Annotated in this window: 14 protein-coding genes; 6 read left to right on the forward strand and 8 right to left on the reverse strand. The window is 66.1% G+C overall.

The genetic code is table 11. The features are described from left to right. Positions 1–13 precede the first annotated feature (13 nt). The 8 genes from A1D30_RS15555 to motA all read right to left on the reverse strand — a co-directional run bounded on the left by A1D30_RS15555 (position 14) and on the right by motA (position 8,728). Positions 14–811, reverse strand: a complete 798-nt coding sequence (locus A1D30_RS15555) for a hypothetical protein (RefSeq protein ID WP_063461641.1) — start codon at positions 809–811, stop codon at positions 14–16. Continuing rightward, positions 804–2,327 (reverse strand): flagellar biosynthesis protein FlhF, encoded by a 1,524-nt coding sequence (gene flhF / locus A1D30_RS15560; RefSeq protein ID WP_063461642.1) that lies wholly within the window; start codon positions 2,325–2,327, stop codon positions 804–806. Before flhF ends, A1D30_RS15555 begins: the two co-directional genes overlap by 8 nt. Continuing rightward, the gene (flhA, locus tag A1D30_RS15565) at positions 2,324–4,405 is read right to left on the reverse strand and encodes a flagellar biosynthesis protein FlhA (protein ID WP_063461643.1); all 2,082 of its coding nucleotides are present in this window, start codon (positions 4,403–4,405) and stop codon (positions 2,324–2,326) included. Before flhA ends, flhF begins: the two co-directional genes overlap by 4 nt. Beyond that, positions 4,402–5,556, reverse strand: coding sequence for an EscU/YscU/HrcU family type III secretion system export apparatus switch protein (locus A1D30_RS15570; RefSeq protein WP_063461644.1), 1,155 nt, complete (start codon positions 5,554–5,556; stop codon positions 4,402–4,404). Before A1D30_RS15570 ends, flhA begins: the two co-directional genes overlap by 4 nt. A 264-nt stretch (positions 5,557–5,820) precedes the next feature. Then, complete coding sequence (locus A1D30_RS15575; protein ID WP_063461645.1) at positions 5,821–6,441, reverse strand: protein phosphatase CheZ; 621 nt, start codon at positions 6,439–6,441, stop codon at positions 5,821–5,823. 4 nt (positions 6,442–6,445) lie between these two features. Next, on the reverse strand, positions 6,446–6,832 hold the full coding sequence (cheY, locus tag A1D30_RS15580; RefSeq protein WP_015015821.1) for a chemotaxis response regulator CheY: 387 nt from the start codon (positions 6,830–6,832) through the stop codon (positions 6,446–6,448). Positions 6,833–6,904: 72 nt separating this feature from the next. Next, positions 6,905–7,837, reverse strand: coding sequence for a flagellar motor protein MotB (gene motB / locus A1D30_RS15585; protein ID WP_063461646.1), 933 nt, complete (start codon positions 7,835–7,837; stop codon positions 6,905–6,907). A gap of 30 nt (positions 7,838–7,867) precedes the next feature. Beyond that, positions 7,868–8,728 (reverse strand): flagellar motor stator protein MotA, encoded by an 861-nt coding sequence (motA, locus tag A1D30_RS15590; protein WP_063461647.1) that lies wholly within the window; start codon positions 8,726–8,728, stop codon positions 7,868–7,870. A gap of 388 nt (positions 8,729–9,116) precedes the next feature. Between motA and rfbF the strand changes: the two genes are divergently transcribed. Genes rfbF through A1D30_RS15620 form a run of 6 tightly spaced genes read left to right on the forward strand, consistent with a single transcriptional unit; the run spans position 9,117 to position 14,056 of the window. Next, positions 9,117–9,887: a glucose-1-phosphate cytidylyltransferase gene (rfbF, locus tag A1D30_RS15595; RefSeq protein ID WP_063461648.1), complete on the forward strand. Its 771-nt coding sequence runs from the start codon at positions 9,117–9,119 to the stop codon at positions 9,885–9,887. Positions 9,888–9,892: 5 nt separating this feature from the next. Further along, positions 9,893–10,960, forward strand: a complete 1,068-nt coding sequence (gene rfbG / locus A1D30_RS15600) for a CDP-glucose 4,6-dehydratase (RefSeq protein ID WP_109790964.1) — start codon at positions 9,893–9,895, stop codon at positions 10,958–10,960. Continuing rightward, positions 10,957–11,517 carry a dTDP-4-dehydrorhamnose 3,5-epimerase family protein gene (locus A1D30_RS15605; RefSeq protein WP_063461649.1) on the forward strand — a complete coding sequence of 187 codons (561 nt, stop codon included), beginning with the start codon at positions 10,957–10,959 and terminating at the stop codon, positions 11,515–11,517. The genes rfbG and A1D30_RS15605 overlap by 4 nt, the downstream gene beginning before the upstream one ends. After that, positions 11,514–12,755 carry a class I SAM-dependent methyltransferase gene (locus tag A1D30_RS15610; RefSeq protein WP_063461650.1) on the forward strand — a complete coding sequence of 414 codons (1,242 nt, stop codon included), beginning with the start codon at positions 11,514–11,516 and terminating at the stop codon, positions 12,753–12,755. Before A1D30_RS15605 ends, A1D30_RS15610 begins: the two co-directional genes overlap by 4 nt. Beyond that, positions 12,756–13,244, forward strand: coding sequence for an acyltransferase (locus A1D30_RS15615; protein ID WP_063461651.1), 489 nt, complete (start codon positions 12,756–12,758; stop codon positions 13,242–13,244). Continuing rightward, entirely contained in the window at positions 13,241–14,056 is an 816-nt protein-coding gene (locus tag A1D30_RS15620) for an NAD(P)-dependent oxidoreductase (RefSeq protein ID WP_063461652.1), read from the forward strand. The genes A1D30_RS15615 and A1D30_RS15620 overlap by 4 nt, the downstream gene beginning before the upstream one ends. Positions 14,057–14,068 lie beyond the last annotated feature (12 nt).

Genomic DNA, 14,068 nt, shown 5'->3' on the forward strand with positions numbered 1-14,068 from the left:
CGGAAAAATCAACTCAATGGCTCCGGACAAAATGTGCAGGCATGTCTGCCAAGGTGCTGGAAGGCAGCGCAGTCAGCGATCCGTTCATGGTGCCCGCATTTTCCAGCAGTTGCAAGGCCAGGCGCTGAAGCTCCTGGGGGTTCTGTGTGGCGATGGTGGTGGTCCGTATGGGGCCCCCCAGGTGGCGCTCGGCGCAGGCCTGCAGCGTCATCAGCTGTGACTGGGCCTTGCGGCGCTCGGCGGCTGTGTTGCTGTGCAGCAAAGCGGCCACCATGCAGGGCAGCCCGGTGTGCAGGGCAATCTGCTTGAGGCTTTTGTAGCTGGTCATCACGCCCGCCGAACCGCCGCCCATCACCACCAGTGGCACCGTGGCCGTGTGGGTCAGCAAGGGCCCCAGCGTGGAGGCGGGCGCGTGGATCACCATCAGGCCGTAGGTCCTGAAATAGGGCAGCAGGTCCTCCATGGGGGAGCGCGTGGTGTCGCCCGCCTTGCGGCTGAGATGCTGCAGGCCCTTGGCGGCCGGGATCACCGCCAGCGAGGACGCGGTGGCCCCCAGGTTCAGCTGCGCGCCGTCGTTCCACGAGGCATGCTGCAGCAGGTGCAGCAGGCCCGGGCTGTTGTCTGTCTCCTGGGCCGTGCCGTCCAGCACCACCACGGGGTAGCCCAGCCGCTGCAGGCTGGCGCAGATCTGCCAGAGCGTTTCCAGCCCGCTTCCGGCGTTGCCCTGGCTGACCACTGCCAGCATGCGCAACTCGGCCTGCGGCGTGAAACTGTGCAGGCCGGCGGCCTGGTGAAAACCCAGATCAAGCATCGACCAGCCCCCCTTCGGTGATGGTGTCGGGAGAGTGCGAGAAGAAGAAGTTCAGGTCGGTGGCCTTGGGGTCGAACGCCGACTTGGCAGGGGCACGCATCGAGGTGCTGATGAGCTGGTGCGCGTTGGCGCGCTCCCAGTCCTCGGGCACGCGCTGGCCATTGGTCACGCCGCGCAGCACCATCTGGTGGCGGATCAGCGCGTCGATGGCGGGGCCGAGCTTCACGGCCTCGTCCACCTTGGACAGGATGGCCTGCTGCGAGCCGTCGGTCTTGAACGCGGTGAGCACGTCGTCCAGCGTGTCGCCATGGCAGCCGGCGTTGAGCACCAAGAGGCGGTTCACGTGGGGCAGGTCCAGCACGTCCAGCATGTCGCGCTTGCGCGGGTCGCGGGGCGCGACGCCGGTGGTGTCGATGAGCACCATCTTCTTGCCGGACAGCAGGCCCAGCAGGTCCTGCAGTGCGGCGCGGTCATGGGCCAGGTGGGCCACGATGCCCAGCATGCGGCCGTAGGTGCGCAGCTGTTCGTGGGCGCCCACGCGGTAGGTGTCGAGTGTGATCAGGCCCACGCTGCCGGGGCCGTGGATGCGCGCGCACATGGCGGCCAGCTTGGCCGTGGTGGTGGTCTTGCCCACGCCGGTGGAGCCCACCATGGCAAAGATGCCGCCTTGTTCGTACAGCGGGGGCTCGGCCTGGTCGGTCTTGAGGTTGCGCTCCAGCACCTCCATCAGCCAGCGCACCGATTCGGCGGCCGACAGATCTTCAGGCATGCGTTCGAGCACGGCGCGGGCCAGCGAAGGCGAGTAGCCTGCGCGGATCATCTTGAGCATCAGGTTGGACTGGATCGGGTTCTGGCGCGCCTGGCCCAGCCAGGCCAGCGTGTTGAAGCGGTCTTCGATCAACTCCTTCATGGAGTGCAGCTCGTTCATCAGGCTTTGCTGGTTGTTCGACTGGATCAGGTGGGCGCTGGCCGCTTCCTGCCGACGGCGCGGGGGCTCGGGCGGGATGTCCATGGGGATGGTGCGCAGCGGGTTGTGGCGCGCCACGGCCACGGCCGGGGCGGGCATGCGTTCGCGCTCCCGTTCAGGCTCCTGATCGCGGCTGCGCTCCGACAGCGTCGGGGCTTCCGCCGCGCCATGCAGGGCTTCGTGGCGGCGGCGCAGCATGCGCTCACGCACGTAGTCCTGGAAGGACAGCGTGCTCATCGCCAGCTGCTCGGTGTCTTCCTCCACCGGGTTGCGGCCCAGGCCTGCTGCCGCCGCCTGGCTGGCCAGGCTGGAGCGGGCGGGCTGCGTGCTGCTGCTGCGCGGCGCGCTGGGGGCCAGCAGCGGTGCGCTGGAGGTGTTGCCTGCACCACCACCGTCCAGCGCCGAGAGCGTGTCTTCGGCCGTCGCCACCACTTCGACGCCGTTGGCCGTCGGGCGGTTGGACAGGATCAGTGTGCCGTCGCCAAAGGCCATGCGCGCCTTGGCCAGAGCCTCCCGGGAGGTGGGGGCGGTAAAGCGTTTGATGTTCATGCTGATGCACCTTTAAGGATCGGCCCAATGCGGATGGTGTGGGTCTCTGGGATTTCACTGTGCGCAAGCACCTGCAGGCGGGGTGCGACGCGGCGCACCAGGCGAGAGATGGCGTTGCGGATCTGGTCGGGAACCAGCAGGCAGGCGGGCAGGCCCATCTCTTCCTGCTTGAGGGCCACTTCGGCCGCCTTTTGCGTGAGGATGTCGGCCACGCCGGGGTCGAGCGCGGGGCCTGCCGTGTTGCCCAGCGCCTGCACCAAAAGGCGCTCCAGGCCGGGTTCGATGGCAATGACGTTGAGTTCGCGGGTGGGGCCGTAGATCTGCTGCACGATGGCGGGCGACAGCGCAATGCGCACGCGGCGGGCCAGCTCGACGGGGTCGGAGACCGCACCGGCATGTTCGGCCAGCGTCTCGATGATGGTGCGGATATCGCGGATGTGCACAGACTCTTCCAGCAGCAGCTGGAGGACCTTCTGGAACGTTGCGATGGAGACCATTTTCGGGACCACTTCTTCGATGAGCTTGGGAGCCAGCTTGGCCACGTGTTCCACCAGTTGCTGCGTTTCGGTGCGACTGAGGAGCTTGGCTGCCTGCACTTGCATCAAGTGTGACAAATGGGTGGCCATCACGGTTTCGGAATCAACGACCGTAAAACCCGCCATTTGTGCGGCTTCCTTCTGCCGGTCGTCGATCCAGTGTGCTGGCAGGCCAAATGCGGGGTCGGTGGTGGGTGTGCCGATCAGGGGCGTCGTGATGCCGCCGGGATTGATGGCCAGGAACATGCCGGGGAAAGCCTCGCCTTCGCCCACCACCACGCCACGCAGCGTGATGCGGTAGCCGCTGGGCTTGAGTTCGAGGTTGTCGCGCACATGCACGGCGGGGGGCAGAAAGCCTACCTCCTGCGCAAACTTGCGGCGTACGCCCTTGATGCGGGTCAGCAGGTCGCCCTGGCGGCTCTTGTCCACCAGGCTGATGAGGCGGTAACCCAGCTCCAGGCCCAGCAGGTCCACGGGCTGCAGGTCGTCCCAGGTGGCCTCGCCGTCGCCCACGGGGGCAGGCGGTGCCTCGACTTCTGGTGGCACTTTCTGGCGTTCGTGCAGCACCCATGCGCCATAGCCCAGCAGGCCGCCCATGCTCAGGAACACCAGGTGGGGCATGCCGGGGATGAGGCCCAGCAGCACCAGGATGCCAGCGGTCACGCCCAGCACGCGGGGCGACATGAACAGCTGCTGCACGATCTGGCGGCCCATGTCCTGTTCCTTGCCCACGCGCGAGATCACCATGGCGGCCGCCACCGAGATCAAGAGGCCGGGGATCTGTGCCACCAGCGCATCGCCCACAGCCAGCAGGATGTAGCTGTCGGCCGCCTTGCTGGCCGACAGGCCGTGCTGCAGCATGCCGATGGCAAAGCCGCCCACGATGTTGATGATCAGAATCAAGATGCCGGCGATCGCATCGCCGCGCACGAACTTGGAGGCACCATCCATCGAGCCGAAGAAGTTCGCTTCTTCCGACACTTCGGCACGGCGGCGCTTGGCTTCCTTCTCGTCGATCAGGCCGGCATTCAGGTCGGCGTCCACCGCCATCTGCTTGCCGGGCATGGCGTCCAGGGTGAAGCGGGCCGACACCTCGGCAATGCGCTCGGCGCCCTTGGTGATCACCACAAAGTTGATCACCACCAGGATGGCGAACACGATCAGGCCCACGGCAAAGTTGCCACCGATCAGGAAGTGGCCGAAGGCCTCGATCACCGCACCCGCAGCGCCCGGGCCGGTGTGGCCTTCCAGCAGCACCACGCGGGTGGAGGCCACGTTCAGCGACAGGCGCATCAGCGTGGTGAGCAGCAGCACCGAAGGGAACGCCGCGAAGTCCAGCGGACGCAGCATGTAGGCCGCGACCATCATCACCATCAGCGCCACCGCGATGTTGAGCGTGAAGAACGCGTCCAGCATCCAGGGCGGGATGGGCAGCACCATCAGCGCCAGGATGGCCACCACCAGCAACGGGGCCGACAGCCCCTGGAGTGCGCTGGCGTTGGAGCCCGCCCATTGCTGCAAAGACTTTACGGAGGTGTTCATACGGCAGCACCTTGCACGGGAGTGCGGTTCAGCGGATCGAGTTCAGGCGGCACATAGGGCTCCACCAGGCTGTCGGGCATGCGGCCTTCGCCGCGCAGTGCTGCCTTCAGGCGGTACACATAGGCCAGCACCTGGGCCACGGCGGTGTAGAGCGTGGCGGGGATGGCCTGGTCCAGCTCGGCGTGGGCATAGAGCGCGCGGGCCAGCATGGGCGACTGCAGCACGGGCACGCTGTGTTCCTTGGCCACGTCGCGGATCTTCATGGCGACGAGGTCGGTGCCCCGTGCGATCACCTGGGGGGCGCTCATGGTCTTGTCGTCGTACTTCAGTGCCACCGCATAGTGGGTGGGGTTCATGACCACAAAGTCGGCCTTGGGCACGGCAGCCACGCTGGCGCGGTCGGCAATCTCGCGCTGCTTCTGGCGGATGCGGCCCTTGGTGTGGGGGTTGCCGTCCGATTCCTTGTGTTCCTGCTTGACCTCTTCGTGCGACATCTTCAGGCGGTCCTTGAAGAAGAACGCCTGCAGGGGCACGTCCACCAGTGCGGCCAGGAACACCACCAGCAGCAAGAGGCTCATGCCCGAAGTCAGCCAGTCGGCCACCTGCCGCAGCGCCAGGGGCGAGGGTTGCAGCACCAGCATGGCCACGGCCTCGATGCTATTGCCGATGAACTTCCAGGCCACCCAGGTCAGGATCGCGCTCATGAGCACCATCTTGGCCACGTTGGCCATCTGCTGCTTGGAGAACAGGTTGGCCAGGCCCGAAATGGGGTTCAGGCGGTTGAACTGGGGAGCGATGGGTTTGGTGCTGAGGATCCAGCCGCCCGCGCCGATGGCGCTGAGGAGTGCGGCGGCGCTGGTGAGCAGTGCAAACGCCAAGCTGGCCACCGTGCCCACCACCACCATGCTCTGCAGGCGCTGGAGCATGGTGCCCGGCGCCATCACGGTGGCGGAGTCAAAAGCCAGCTGCTGGCTCATGGCCTTTTGCAGGTGGTCCATGAGCTGGGGGGTCAGCAGCAGCATGCAGGCCGCGCCCGCCCCCAGGATGGCCAGGTGCGACAGGTCGCGCGAGCGTGCCCCTTGGCCGTCTTCGCGCGCTTTCTGCAGCTTGCGCTCTGACGCGGGGAGGCTTTTTTCTTGGCTGGATTCCATGGTGGCATGACGGCGCTGGTGTCATGCCATTGTCGTGAGCGACCCGGAAATCTAAAGCTGGATAAGGGGGCTGCGGCCCCCTCTTTTCCCTGCTGCCGCCAGCGTTTTCGGCGGCGCACTGGCACCCGCAAGGGGGTGCTCAAGCAAGAAAGGTGTTTTCAAAAATGATAGCTAAAAGCGCTTGATGGACGCGCGCAAATGGCCATTTTGAGCATGTAAGCCCGGTGAAAAGCCCACAGACGGTCAGCAAAAGCCCGCAGGCGGTCAGAACCCCAGGCTGGCCAGCAGGTCGTCCACCTGGGACTGGTCGGTGACCACGTCGGGTGTGTTCTCGGGATCCACCACAGGGCCTTGCAGATGAACCGGCTTGGCCTCAGCCACAGGTACCTGGGCGGTGGGTGGTGCGGTCTGAATAAGCAACTGCACCAGCTGCTCTTCGATGGTGGCCGCCAGGTTCACCACACGCGCAATCACCTGGCCGGTGAGGTCGTGGAAGTCCTGCGCCATCATGATCTCGGTGAGGTGCGTGTCGGCTTCTTTGGTCACGCGCTCCACGTCGGTCAGGAAGTTGAAGATTTCACCCTTGGCCACGGCAGCCACTGGGTCGGCCACCAGCGAGCCGACGACCCGCCGCGTCTCGGCCGCGATGAAGTCGTGCTGGGCCTTGGCCTGCTCCACGCGACTGAGCACTTTTTCGGCTGCTTCGCCGGTCAGGCGGGCGATGTAGGACAGGCGGCTCTGCGCATCTGGCAGTTGGCCCATGGAGCCGCGCAGCTTGTCGGCGTAGCCGAGTTCGTTGAGCGAATCGTGCAGCTGGCGGGTCAGCAGGCCAATCTTGTGGTGTACATCGGCAGGCGGCTGGCTGTGGTCCGGTGTGGCATCCATGGTGTCATAACCCCATCTTCTTCAGAATCAAGGTCACCTTTTCCTCGAGGGTTGCCTTGGTAAAGGGTTTGACGATGTAGCCCGCGGCGCCCCCTTGGGCGGCGGCAACGATGTCTTCCTTGCGGGCCTCGGCGGTCACCATCAGCACGGGCAGGTGCTTGAGCTTGTCGTCCTTCTTGATCTCGGCCAGCAACTGGAACCCGTTCATGTTGGGCATGTTGATGTCGGTCACCACGAAGTCGAACTTGCTGTTGCGCAGCTTGTTGAGGGCTGCCACGCCATCCTCGGCCTCGTCGGCATCGGAGAACCCGCTTTCTTTGAGCAGGTTGCGCACGATGCGTCGCATGGTGGAGAAGTCGTCAACGATCAGAAAACGAAGGGCTGTGGTCACTTGGGACCCTTTCGGTCGAGAATTACTGTAGGCATTGTCATGGGTGGCAGGTTAGGTGACAAGTCGTAACTGTTACCTGCTTGGGGGGGGATTTTCCCGCTTTTCATTCAGCAGTTCTGTGGAAGTGATTTCAGGGATCCCTTTGCCCATGAGACGTTCTTCGGCTTCGCGGGTCAACACCGTGATGGTGATGCGCCGGTTGGCAGGTGCGCGCGGGTTGTTTGGCTCCAGCAGGTCGCTGGCCGCCAGGCCCACCACGCGGCCCAGTTTAGCGTCTGGCATGCCGGCCGAAACCAGCTCGCGCCGCGTGGCGTTGGCGCGGTCGGCCGACAGCTCCCAGTTGCTATAGCCGCGCTCGCTGTTGCCATAGGGCACGGCATCGGTGTGGCCTGCCAGGCTGATGCGGTTTTCCACCCCGCCCAGGGCGGCGCCGATTTCGCGCAGGATGTCGCGCATGTAGGGTTTTACCAACGCGCTGCCACTGTCGAACATGGGGCGGTTCTGGTCATCGATGATTTGGATCTGCAGACCGTCGGGCGTGATGTCGATGCGGATTTGAGACTTGTACTCATTCAGGCGCGGGTTTTCGGTGATGAGTGCATCGATCTTGGCCTCCAGGGCCTTGATGCGGTCCAGATCCTGCTTGGCGCGCTCGGCCCGGGCTGCGTCGATGCTCATGCGGCGCTGCTTGGCCTCCTCTACGTCGGAGCGCCGCACCTGCCCGTGCACCTTGGCCAGGTCGTTGCCCCCGCCCGGGATCACGCTGGAACTGTTGCCCGAGCCGTCGCCGCCGGTCATCGCCACCTTGAGCGGCGACGCGAAATACGCCGCAATCCCCTGCAGCTCGCCCTTGGCCGTGGAGCCCAGCAGCCACATCAGCAGGAAGAACGCCATCATGGCCGTCACGAAGTCGGCATACGCGATCTTCCAGGCGCCACCGTGCACGGCATGGCCGCCTTTCTTGATGCGCTTGATGATGATGGGCTGGAGTTTCTTTTCTGCCATGGTGTTGCGGGCCCAGGGGCGCTGGCTGCGCTACTTCTTGCCTTTCACATGCCCCTCCAGCTCGGTGAAGCTGGGGCGGACATCGGAGAAAAGCACCTTGCGGCCAAATTCGATGGCGGTGGCCGGGTTGTAGCCCTGCATGCTGGCCAGCAGGGTGGACTTGATGCACTGCAGTTCCTTGGCGGCGTCCTCGGTCTTTTGCTCGACCAGTCCGCCCAGGGGTTCCACCACGCCATAGGCCAGCAAGATCCCGAGGAACGTTCCCACCAGCGCCGAGCCGATCATGCCGCCCAGCACCGAGGGCGGCTGGCCCACCGAGCCCATGGTGTTCACCACGCCCAGCACGGCGGCCACGATGCCGAACGCAGGCAGGGCGCCCGCCAGCCGGGCCAGCGCGGCCACGGGGGCGTGGGCCTCCTGGTGGTGGGTGTCGATCTCGCTGTCCATCAGCGCTTCGATCTCGTGGGAGTTGAGGTTGCCCGACACCATCATGCGCAGGTAGTCGGTGGTGAACTCGATCACATGGTGGTCGCTGCCCACCGTGGGGTATTTCTTGAAGATCTCGGACTCGTGGGGCGTCTCGACATCCTTTTCGATCGCCATCAGCCCTTCCTTGCGGGCCTTCTGCAGGATGTCATAGAGCATGGCCATCAGCTCCATGTAGCGGTCCTTGGTGTATTTGGACCCCTTGAGCGCCATGGGCAGCGCGGCCAGGGTGGCCTTGATCACCTTGGGCTGGTTGTTCACCACAAAGGCGCCCAGGGCGCCGCCCAGAATGGTGATGATCTCGAAGGGCAGGGCCTTCAGGATCACAGTGATGTTTCCACCGTGCACGATGTACACGCCGAAGATGCAGCCTAAACAGACGACGTAACCAATGATGACGAACATGTTTTAGACGTATTGGGCGGCTTCGCAGCGGGGGCGGTCGCGGCAGAGGCGTGAGAGCCGCAGTCGCGGGTTTACCGAAGGTTACTGCAAATGTATCGGATTGCTGAGCGCGAAATGCCACAAGAGAGCTGCCAAACCAGGGCTTCTTGGAGGAATGGCTTGGGCACCGTCATCGCTGGGGGAAAGGCGTGTCATGCCATCAAATTCGGCATCAAACAGGCCGTTTGCGCCTGATGGAAAAGGATTTATTGCTATCTAATGTGTAGCAATCTGGTGTGGGCACGCTGCATCCACCGCGCGGCGCAGCCGGGGCAATCTCTGCATTTGGCCCATTTTTCCGCAGCCACAGGGCCTTTTGGCGGCACGGGGGCTGGACTATGCTGCGGGCATGAAAGCCGTACTGCTCGCGGGGGGGCTGGGAACCCGCATCTCGGAAGAGTCGCACCTGCGTCCCAAGCCCATGATCGAGATCGGTGGGCGGCCCATTCTTTGGCACATCATGAAGATGTACGCCGCCCATGGCGTGAACGACTTCATCATCTGCCTGGGCTACAAGGGCTACGTCATCAAGGAATACTTCGCCAACTACTTCCTGCACATGTCGGACGTGACCTTTGACATGGCCAACAACCGCATGGAAGTGCACCACCGCCACGCCGAGCCCTGGCGCGTGACGCTGGTGGACACCGGCGAAAGCACCATGACCGGCGGGCGCCTGCGCCGGGTGCAGGAGTACCTGCCTGCGGGCGAGCCGTTCTGCTTTACCTATGGCGACGGTGTGGCCGACCTGGACATGACCGCCCAGTTTGCCTTTCACCGCGCCCACGGCTGCCAGGCCACGGTGACGGCCGTGCTGCCCCCGGGCCGCTATGGCGCCCTGATGCGCGACGGCGACCGGGTGGACGGTTTTGTGGAAAAACCGCGCGGCGACGGCGGCTGGATCAACGGCGGCTTTTTTGTGCTGCAGCCCGAGGTCATTGACCACATCGACAGCGACGCCACCAGCTGGGAGCTGGAGCCCATGGCCCGCCTGGCCAGCAGCGGCCAGCTGCGCGCCTTCGAGCACACCGGCTTCTGGCAGCCCATGGACACGCTGCGCGAGAAGAACCTGCTCGAAGACCTGTGGCAATCGGGCCGCGCGCCTTGGAAATGCTGGTAAGAACGATGCGCCCTGATCCCGACTTCTGGCGCGGCAAGCGCGTGTTGCTCACCGGCCACACCGGCTTCAAGGGCGCGTGGCTGGCCCTGTGGCTGCAGCGCCTGGGCGCGCAGGTCACCGGCGTGGCGCTGCCGCCCGCCACCGGGCCCAACCTGTTCACCCTGGCCCAGCTGGGGCAGGGCGGCCCGGGCATCGAAAGCCATTTCTGCGACATCCGCAGCCCCCAGGCCCTGGCCATGCGCGTGCGCGCCGCCCGGCCCGAGGTGGTGCTGCACCTGGCCGCACAGGCGCTGGTGCGGCCCGGCTATGCGGCGCCGCTCGATACCTTTGCCACCAACGTCATGGGCACGGCCCATGTGCTCGATGCGCTGCGCGGCCTGCCCGAGGCGCGGGTGGCCCTGGTGGTCACCACCGACAAGGTCTACCGCAACCGCGAATGGGCCTACCCCTACCGCGAAGACGACCCGCTGGGCGGGCACGACCCCTACAGTGCCAGCAAGGCCGCCACCGAGCTGGTCACGGCCAGCTACCGCGATTCCTTTTTAGCCGCCCAGGGCGTGGCCGTGGCCACTGCGCGCGCGGGCAACGTGATCGGCGGCGGCGACTGGGCGCAAGACCGCCTGCTGCCCGACGCCGTGCGCGCCTGGGAAAAGGGCGAGACCCTGCACATCCGCCGCCCCCGGGCCACGCGCCCCTGGCAGCATGTGCTGGAGCCGCTGGCCGCCTACCTGCGCCTGGCCCAGCGCCTGTGGGAGACGCCCGCGCTGGCCGGTGCCTACAACTTTGGCCCGCTGCCGCACGAGGCGGCCACGGTCAAAAATGTCATCGAATTGGCCTCTGCCGCCTATCCAGCAAGCGCTATCAGCTATGAAAATGAGAGTGATGGCCCACACGAAGCCGGTTGGCTTGCGCTGGAGACCGCCCACGCCCGCCAGGTGCTGGGTGTGGCCCCCCACTGGTCGCTGAACACTGCCGTGGCCCGCACCATGAACTGGTACCGCCAGCAACATGGCGGCGCCGACGCCCGGGCGCTGTGCCTGGCCGACATCGACGCCTGGGAGGCGCGCCCATGAGCCGACTGGCCCTGGCGCCTCTGCCGCTGGCGGGGCTTTTTCGTGTGCAGCGCCAGCCGCTGGTGGACGAGCGCGGCTTTTTTGCGCGCCTGTTCTGCTCCGACGAGCTGGCGGGCGCGGGCTGGACGGGCACCATCGCCCAGGTCAACCAGAGCTACACCGCCTTGAAGGGCACCGTGCGCGGCATGCACTACCAACAGCCGCCACACGCCGAGATGAAGCTCGTGAGCTGCCTGCGCGGCGAGGTCTGGGACGTGGCCGTGGACTTGCGCCCCGGCTCGCCCTCCTTTTTGCACTGGCACGCCGAGCACCTGTCGGCTGACAACGGCAGCGCGGTGCTCATCCCGCCCGGTTTTGCGCACGGCTTCCAGGCGCTGACCGACCATGCCGAGCTGCTGTATTGCCACTCTGCGGCCTATGCACCTGCGGCCGAAGCGGGCCTGAACCCGCTGGACCCGCGCCTGGCCATTGCCTGGCCGCTGCCGATGGGGCAAATGTCGCCCCGCGACGCGGGCCAGCCCGGGATGACCGAAGAATTCGAAGGAGTGCGCCTGTGAAGTGCCGACACTGCGGCAGCCCGCTGCAACTCACGTTCCTGGACCTGGGCAGCGCGCCCCCGTCCAACGCCTACCTCAGCGCGGCCGCGCTGCGTGCGCCCGAAACCTGGTTTCCGCTGCGCCTCTTGGTCTGCGAAACCTGCTGGCTGGTGCAGACCGAAGACCACGCGGGGCGCGAGGCGCTGTTCACCGACGACTACGCGTACTTCAGCTCGTTCTCATCGTCGTGGCTCGCCCATGCCCAGGCCTATGTCGAGGCAATGCGTGAGCGCCTGGGCCTCACCGCCGACAGCCGCGTGGTCGAGGTCGCATCGAACGACGGCTACCTGCTGCAATACGTGCAGGCCGCCGGCATCCCCTGTTACGGCGTGGAGCCCACCGCCAGCACGGCGGCCGCCGCCCGCGCCAAAGGCATCGCGGTGGTGGATCGCTTCTTTGGCGTGGCCCTGGCCGACGAGCTGGCCGCCGCCGACCGGCAGGCCGACCTGATCGCCGCCAACAACGTGCTGGCCCATGTGCCCGACATCAACGACTTTGTGGGCGGCTTCACGCGCCTGCTCAAGCCCCACGGTGTGGCCACTTTCGAGTTCCCACACCTGCTGCGCATGGTGGAAGGTTGCCAGTTCGACACGGCGTACCACGAGCACTATTCCTATTTGTCGCTCACGGCGGTGCAGCGCATCTTTGCGGCCAATGGCCTCGTGGTGATCGACGTGCAGGAGCTGCCCACGCATGGCGGCAGCCTGCGCGTGTTTGCCGCCCGCGCAGATACCGTGGGCCACCCCCAGGCCACGCCCGAAGGCGCTGCGCGAGTGCAGCAACTGCTGGCCACCGAGGCGGTGGCGGGTTTGCTGGGCGCCGGTTTTTACAGCGATTTCCAGGCCCAGGCCATACGGGTCAAGCGCGAGCTGCTCGCCTTTTTGCTGCAATGCCAGGCCGATGGCATCACCGTGGGCGCGTACGGCGCCGCGGCCAAGGGCAACACCCTGCTCAACTTTGCGGGCGTGCGGCCTGACCTGCTGCCCTACGTGGTGGACAAGAACCCGGCCAAACAGGATCAATATCTGCCCGGCAGCCATATCCCGGTGGTGAGCGAAGCGCACCTGCGCGCCCACCAGCCGCAGCGCATCCTCATCCTGCCCTGGAACCTGCGCAGCGAGGTGGCCGACCAGCTGGACTACACGCGCAGCTGGGGCGCGCAGATGGTGGTGGCCGTGCCGCGCCTGGAGGTGTTTTAGGTGATCGAGCTGCACCCCACTGCCAAGGTCTCGCACCTGGCCGACATTGAAGACTCGGTGCGTGGCACGCGCATCGTGGTGGGCGCGCATTCGGTGATCGACAGCTTCGTCAAGGTCAAGCCTGCGGGCGGCAGTGGCGACCTGGTGGTGGGCGAGCATGTGGTGATCAACGCGGGCTGTGTGCTCTACACCGGCAACGGCATCCATATCGGTAATTACGTGGCCATTGCCGCCAACTGCACCTTTGCGCCGGTCAACCACGCCTATGCCGACCGCAGCCGCTTGATCCGTGAGCAGGGCTTTCTGCCCAGCAAGGGCGGCATCGTGATCGAGGACGACGTGTGGATCGGCGCCAACTGCGTGCTGCTGGATGGCGCCGTGCTGCGGCGCGGTTGCGTGGTGGGCGCGGGCTCCATCGTGCGCGGTGAGCTGCTGGCGTACACCGTATATGCGGGCCAGCCGCTGGCGGCCGTGGGGGAGCGCCGGTGACGGGCCTGCCCCCTTCGACGTTTACCGTGCTGGGCGCCTCGGGCTACATCGGCAGTCGCCTGGTGGCGCACCTGCAGGCCCAGGGCCACACCGTGTGGGCGCCCACGCGTGGCGCTGCCGAGGTGTTCACCCGCCCGCTGGGCCATGTGATCTATTGCGTGGGGCTCACTGCCGACTTCCGCACGCGCCCGTTCGACACCGTGGACGCCCATGTGGGCCTGCTGGCCGAGGTGCTGCGGCGCGCGCAGTTCGACTCGCTGTTGTACCTGTCGTCCACCCGGGTCTACATGGGCGCCACCCGCACTGACGAAGACGCGCCCCTGTCCGTGCTGCCGGGCGACCCGTCGTACCTCTACAACCTCACCAAGCTCACCGGCGAATCGCTGTGCCACGCCAGCGGCCGCACCGGTGTGCGCGTGGCGCGGCTCTCGAACGTGGTGGGGCCGGGGTTGGACGCCGCATCGGGCAACCTGGTGGCCGACCTGCTGCACCAGGCGCGGCAGGGCCGGGTGGTGCTGCGTTCCGATCCGCAGTCTGCCAAGGACTACGTGCAGGTGGCCGATGTTCTGGACTGGTTGCCGCGCATTGCGCTGCAAGGCCGTGCCACGGTCTACAACCTGGCCAGTGGCTGCCAGACCTCCCATGCACAGTGGCTGGACTGGCTGCAGGCCCGCACCGGCTGCGCGGTAGAGGTGCTGCCCGGCGCGCCGCTGCAGCCGTTTTCCCCGATTGCCGTGTCGCGCCTGCAGGGCGAGTGGGGCGTTGTGCCCCGCCCTCTCTGGGACGACAGCTTGCTTGCTGCGATTGAATGAATGACGACCCCG

This window comes from Acidovorax sp. GW101-3H11, assembly GCF_001633105.1.
In the GTDB taxonomy this organism is placed as follows: domain Bacteria; phylum Pseudomonadota; class Gammaproteobacteria; order Burkholderiales; family Burkholderiaceae_C; genus Acidovorax.

Bases quoted from the DNA above. Each gene is read 5' to 3' on its own strand.
- A1D30_RS15555 (WP_063461641.1), bottom strand. From the start codon at position 811: ATGCTTGATCTGGGTTTTCACCAGGCCGCCGGCCTGCACAGTTTCACG.
- flhF (WP_063461642.1), bottom strand. From the start codon at position 2,327: ATGAACATCAAACGCTTTACCGCCCCCACCTCCCGGGAGGCTCTGGCC.
- flhA (WP_063461643.1), bottom strand. From the start codon at position 4,405: ATGAACACCTCCGTAAAGTCTTTGCAGCAATGGGCGGGCTCCAACGCC.
- A1D30_RS15570 (WP_063461644.1), bottom strand. From the start codon at position 5,556: ATGGAATCCAGCCAAGAAAAAAGCCTCCCCGCGTCAGAGCGCAAGCTG.
- A1D30_RS15575 (WP_063461645.1), bottom strand. From the start codon at position 6,441: ATGGATGCCACACCGGACCACAGCCAGCCGCCTGCCGATGTACACCAC.
- motB (WP_063461646.1), bottom strand. From the start codon at position 7,837: ATGGCAGAAAAGAAACTCCAGCCCATCATCATCAAGCGCATCAAGAAA.
- motA (WP_063461647.1), bottom strand. From the start codon at position 8,728: ATGTTCGTCATCATTGGTTACGTCGTCTGTTTAGGCTGCATCTTCGGC.
- rfbF (WP_063461648.1), top strand. From the start codon at position 9,117: ATGAAAGCCGTACTGCTCGCGGGGGGGCTGGGAACCCGCATCTCGGAA.
- rfbG (WP_109790964.1), top strand. From the start codon at position 9,893: ATGCGCCCTGATCCCGACTTCTGGCGCGGCAAGCGCGTGTTGCTCACC.
- A1D30_RS15605 (WP_063461649.1), top strand. From the start codon at position 10,957: ATGAGCCGACTGGCCCTGGCGCCTCTGCCGCTGGCGGGGCTTTTTCGT.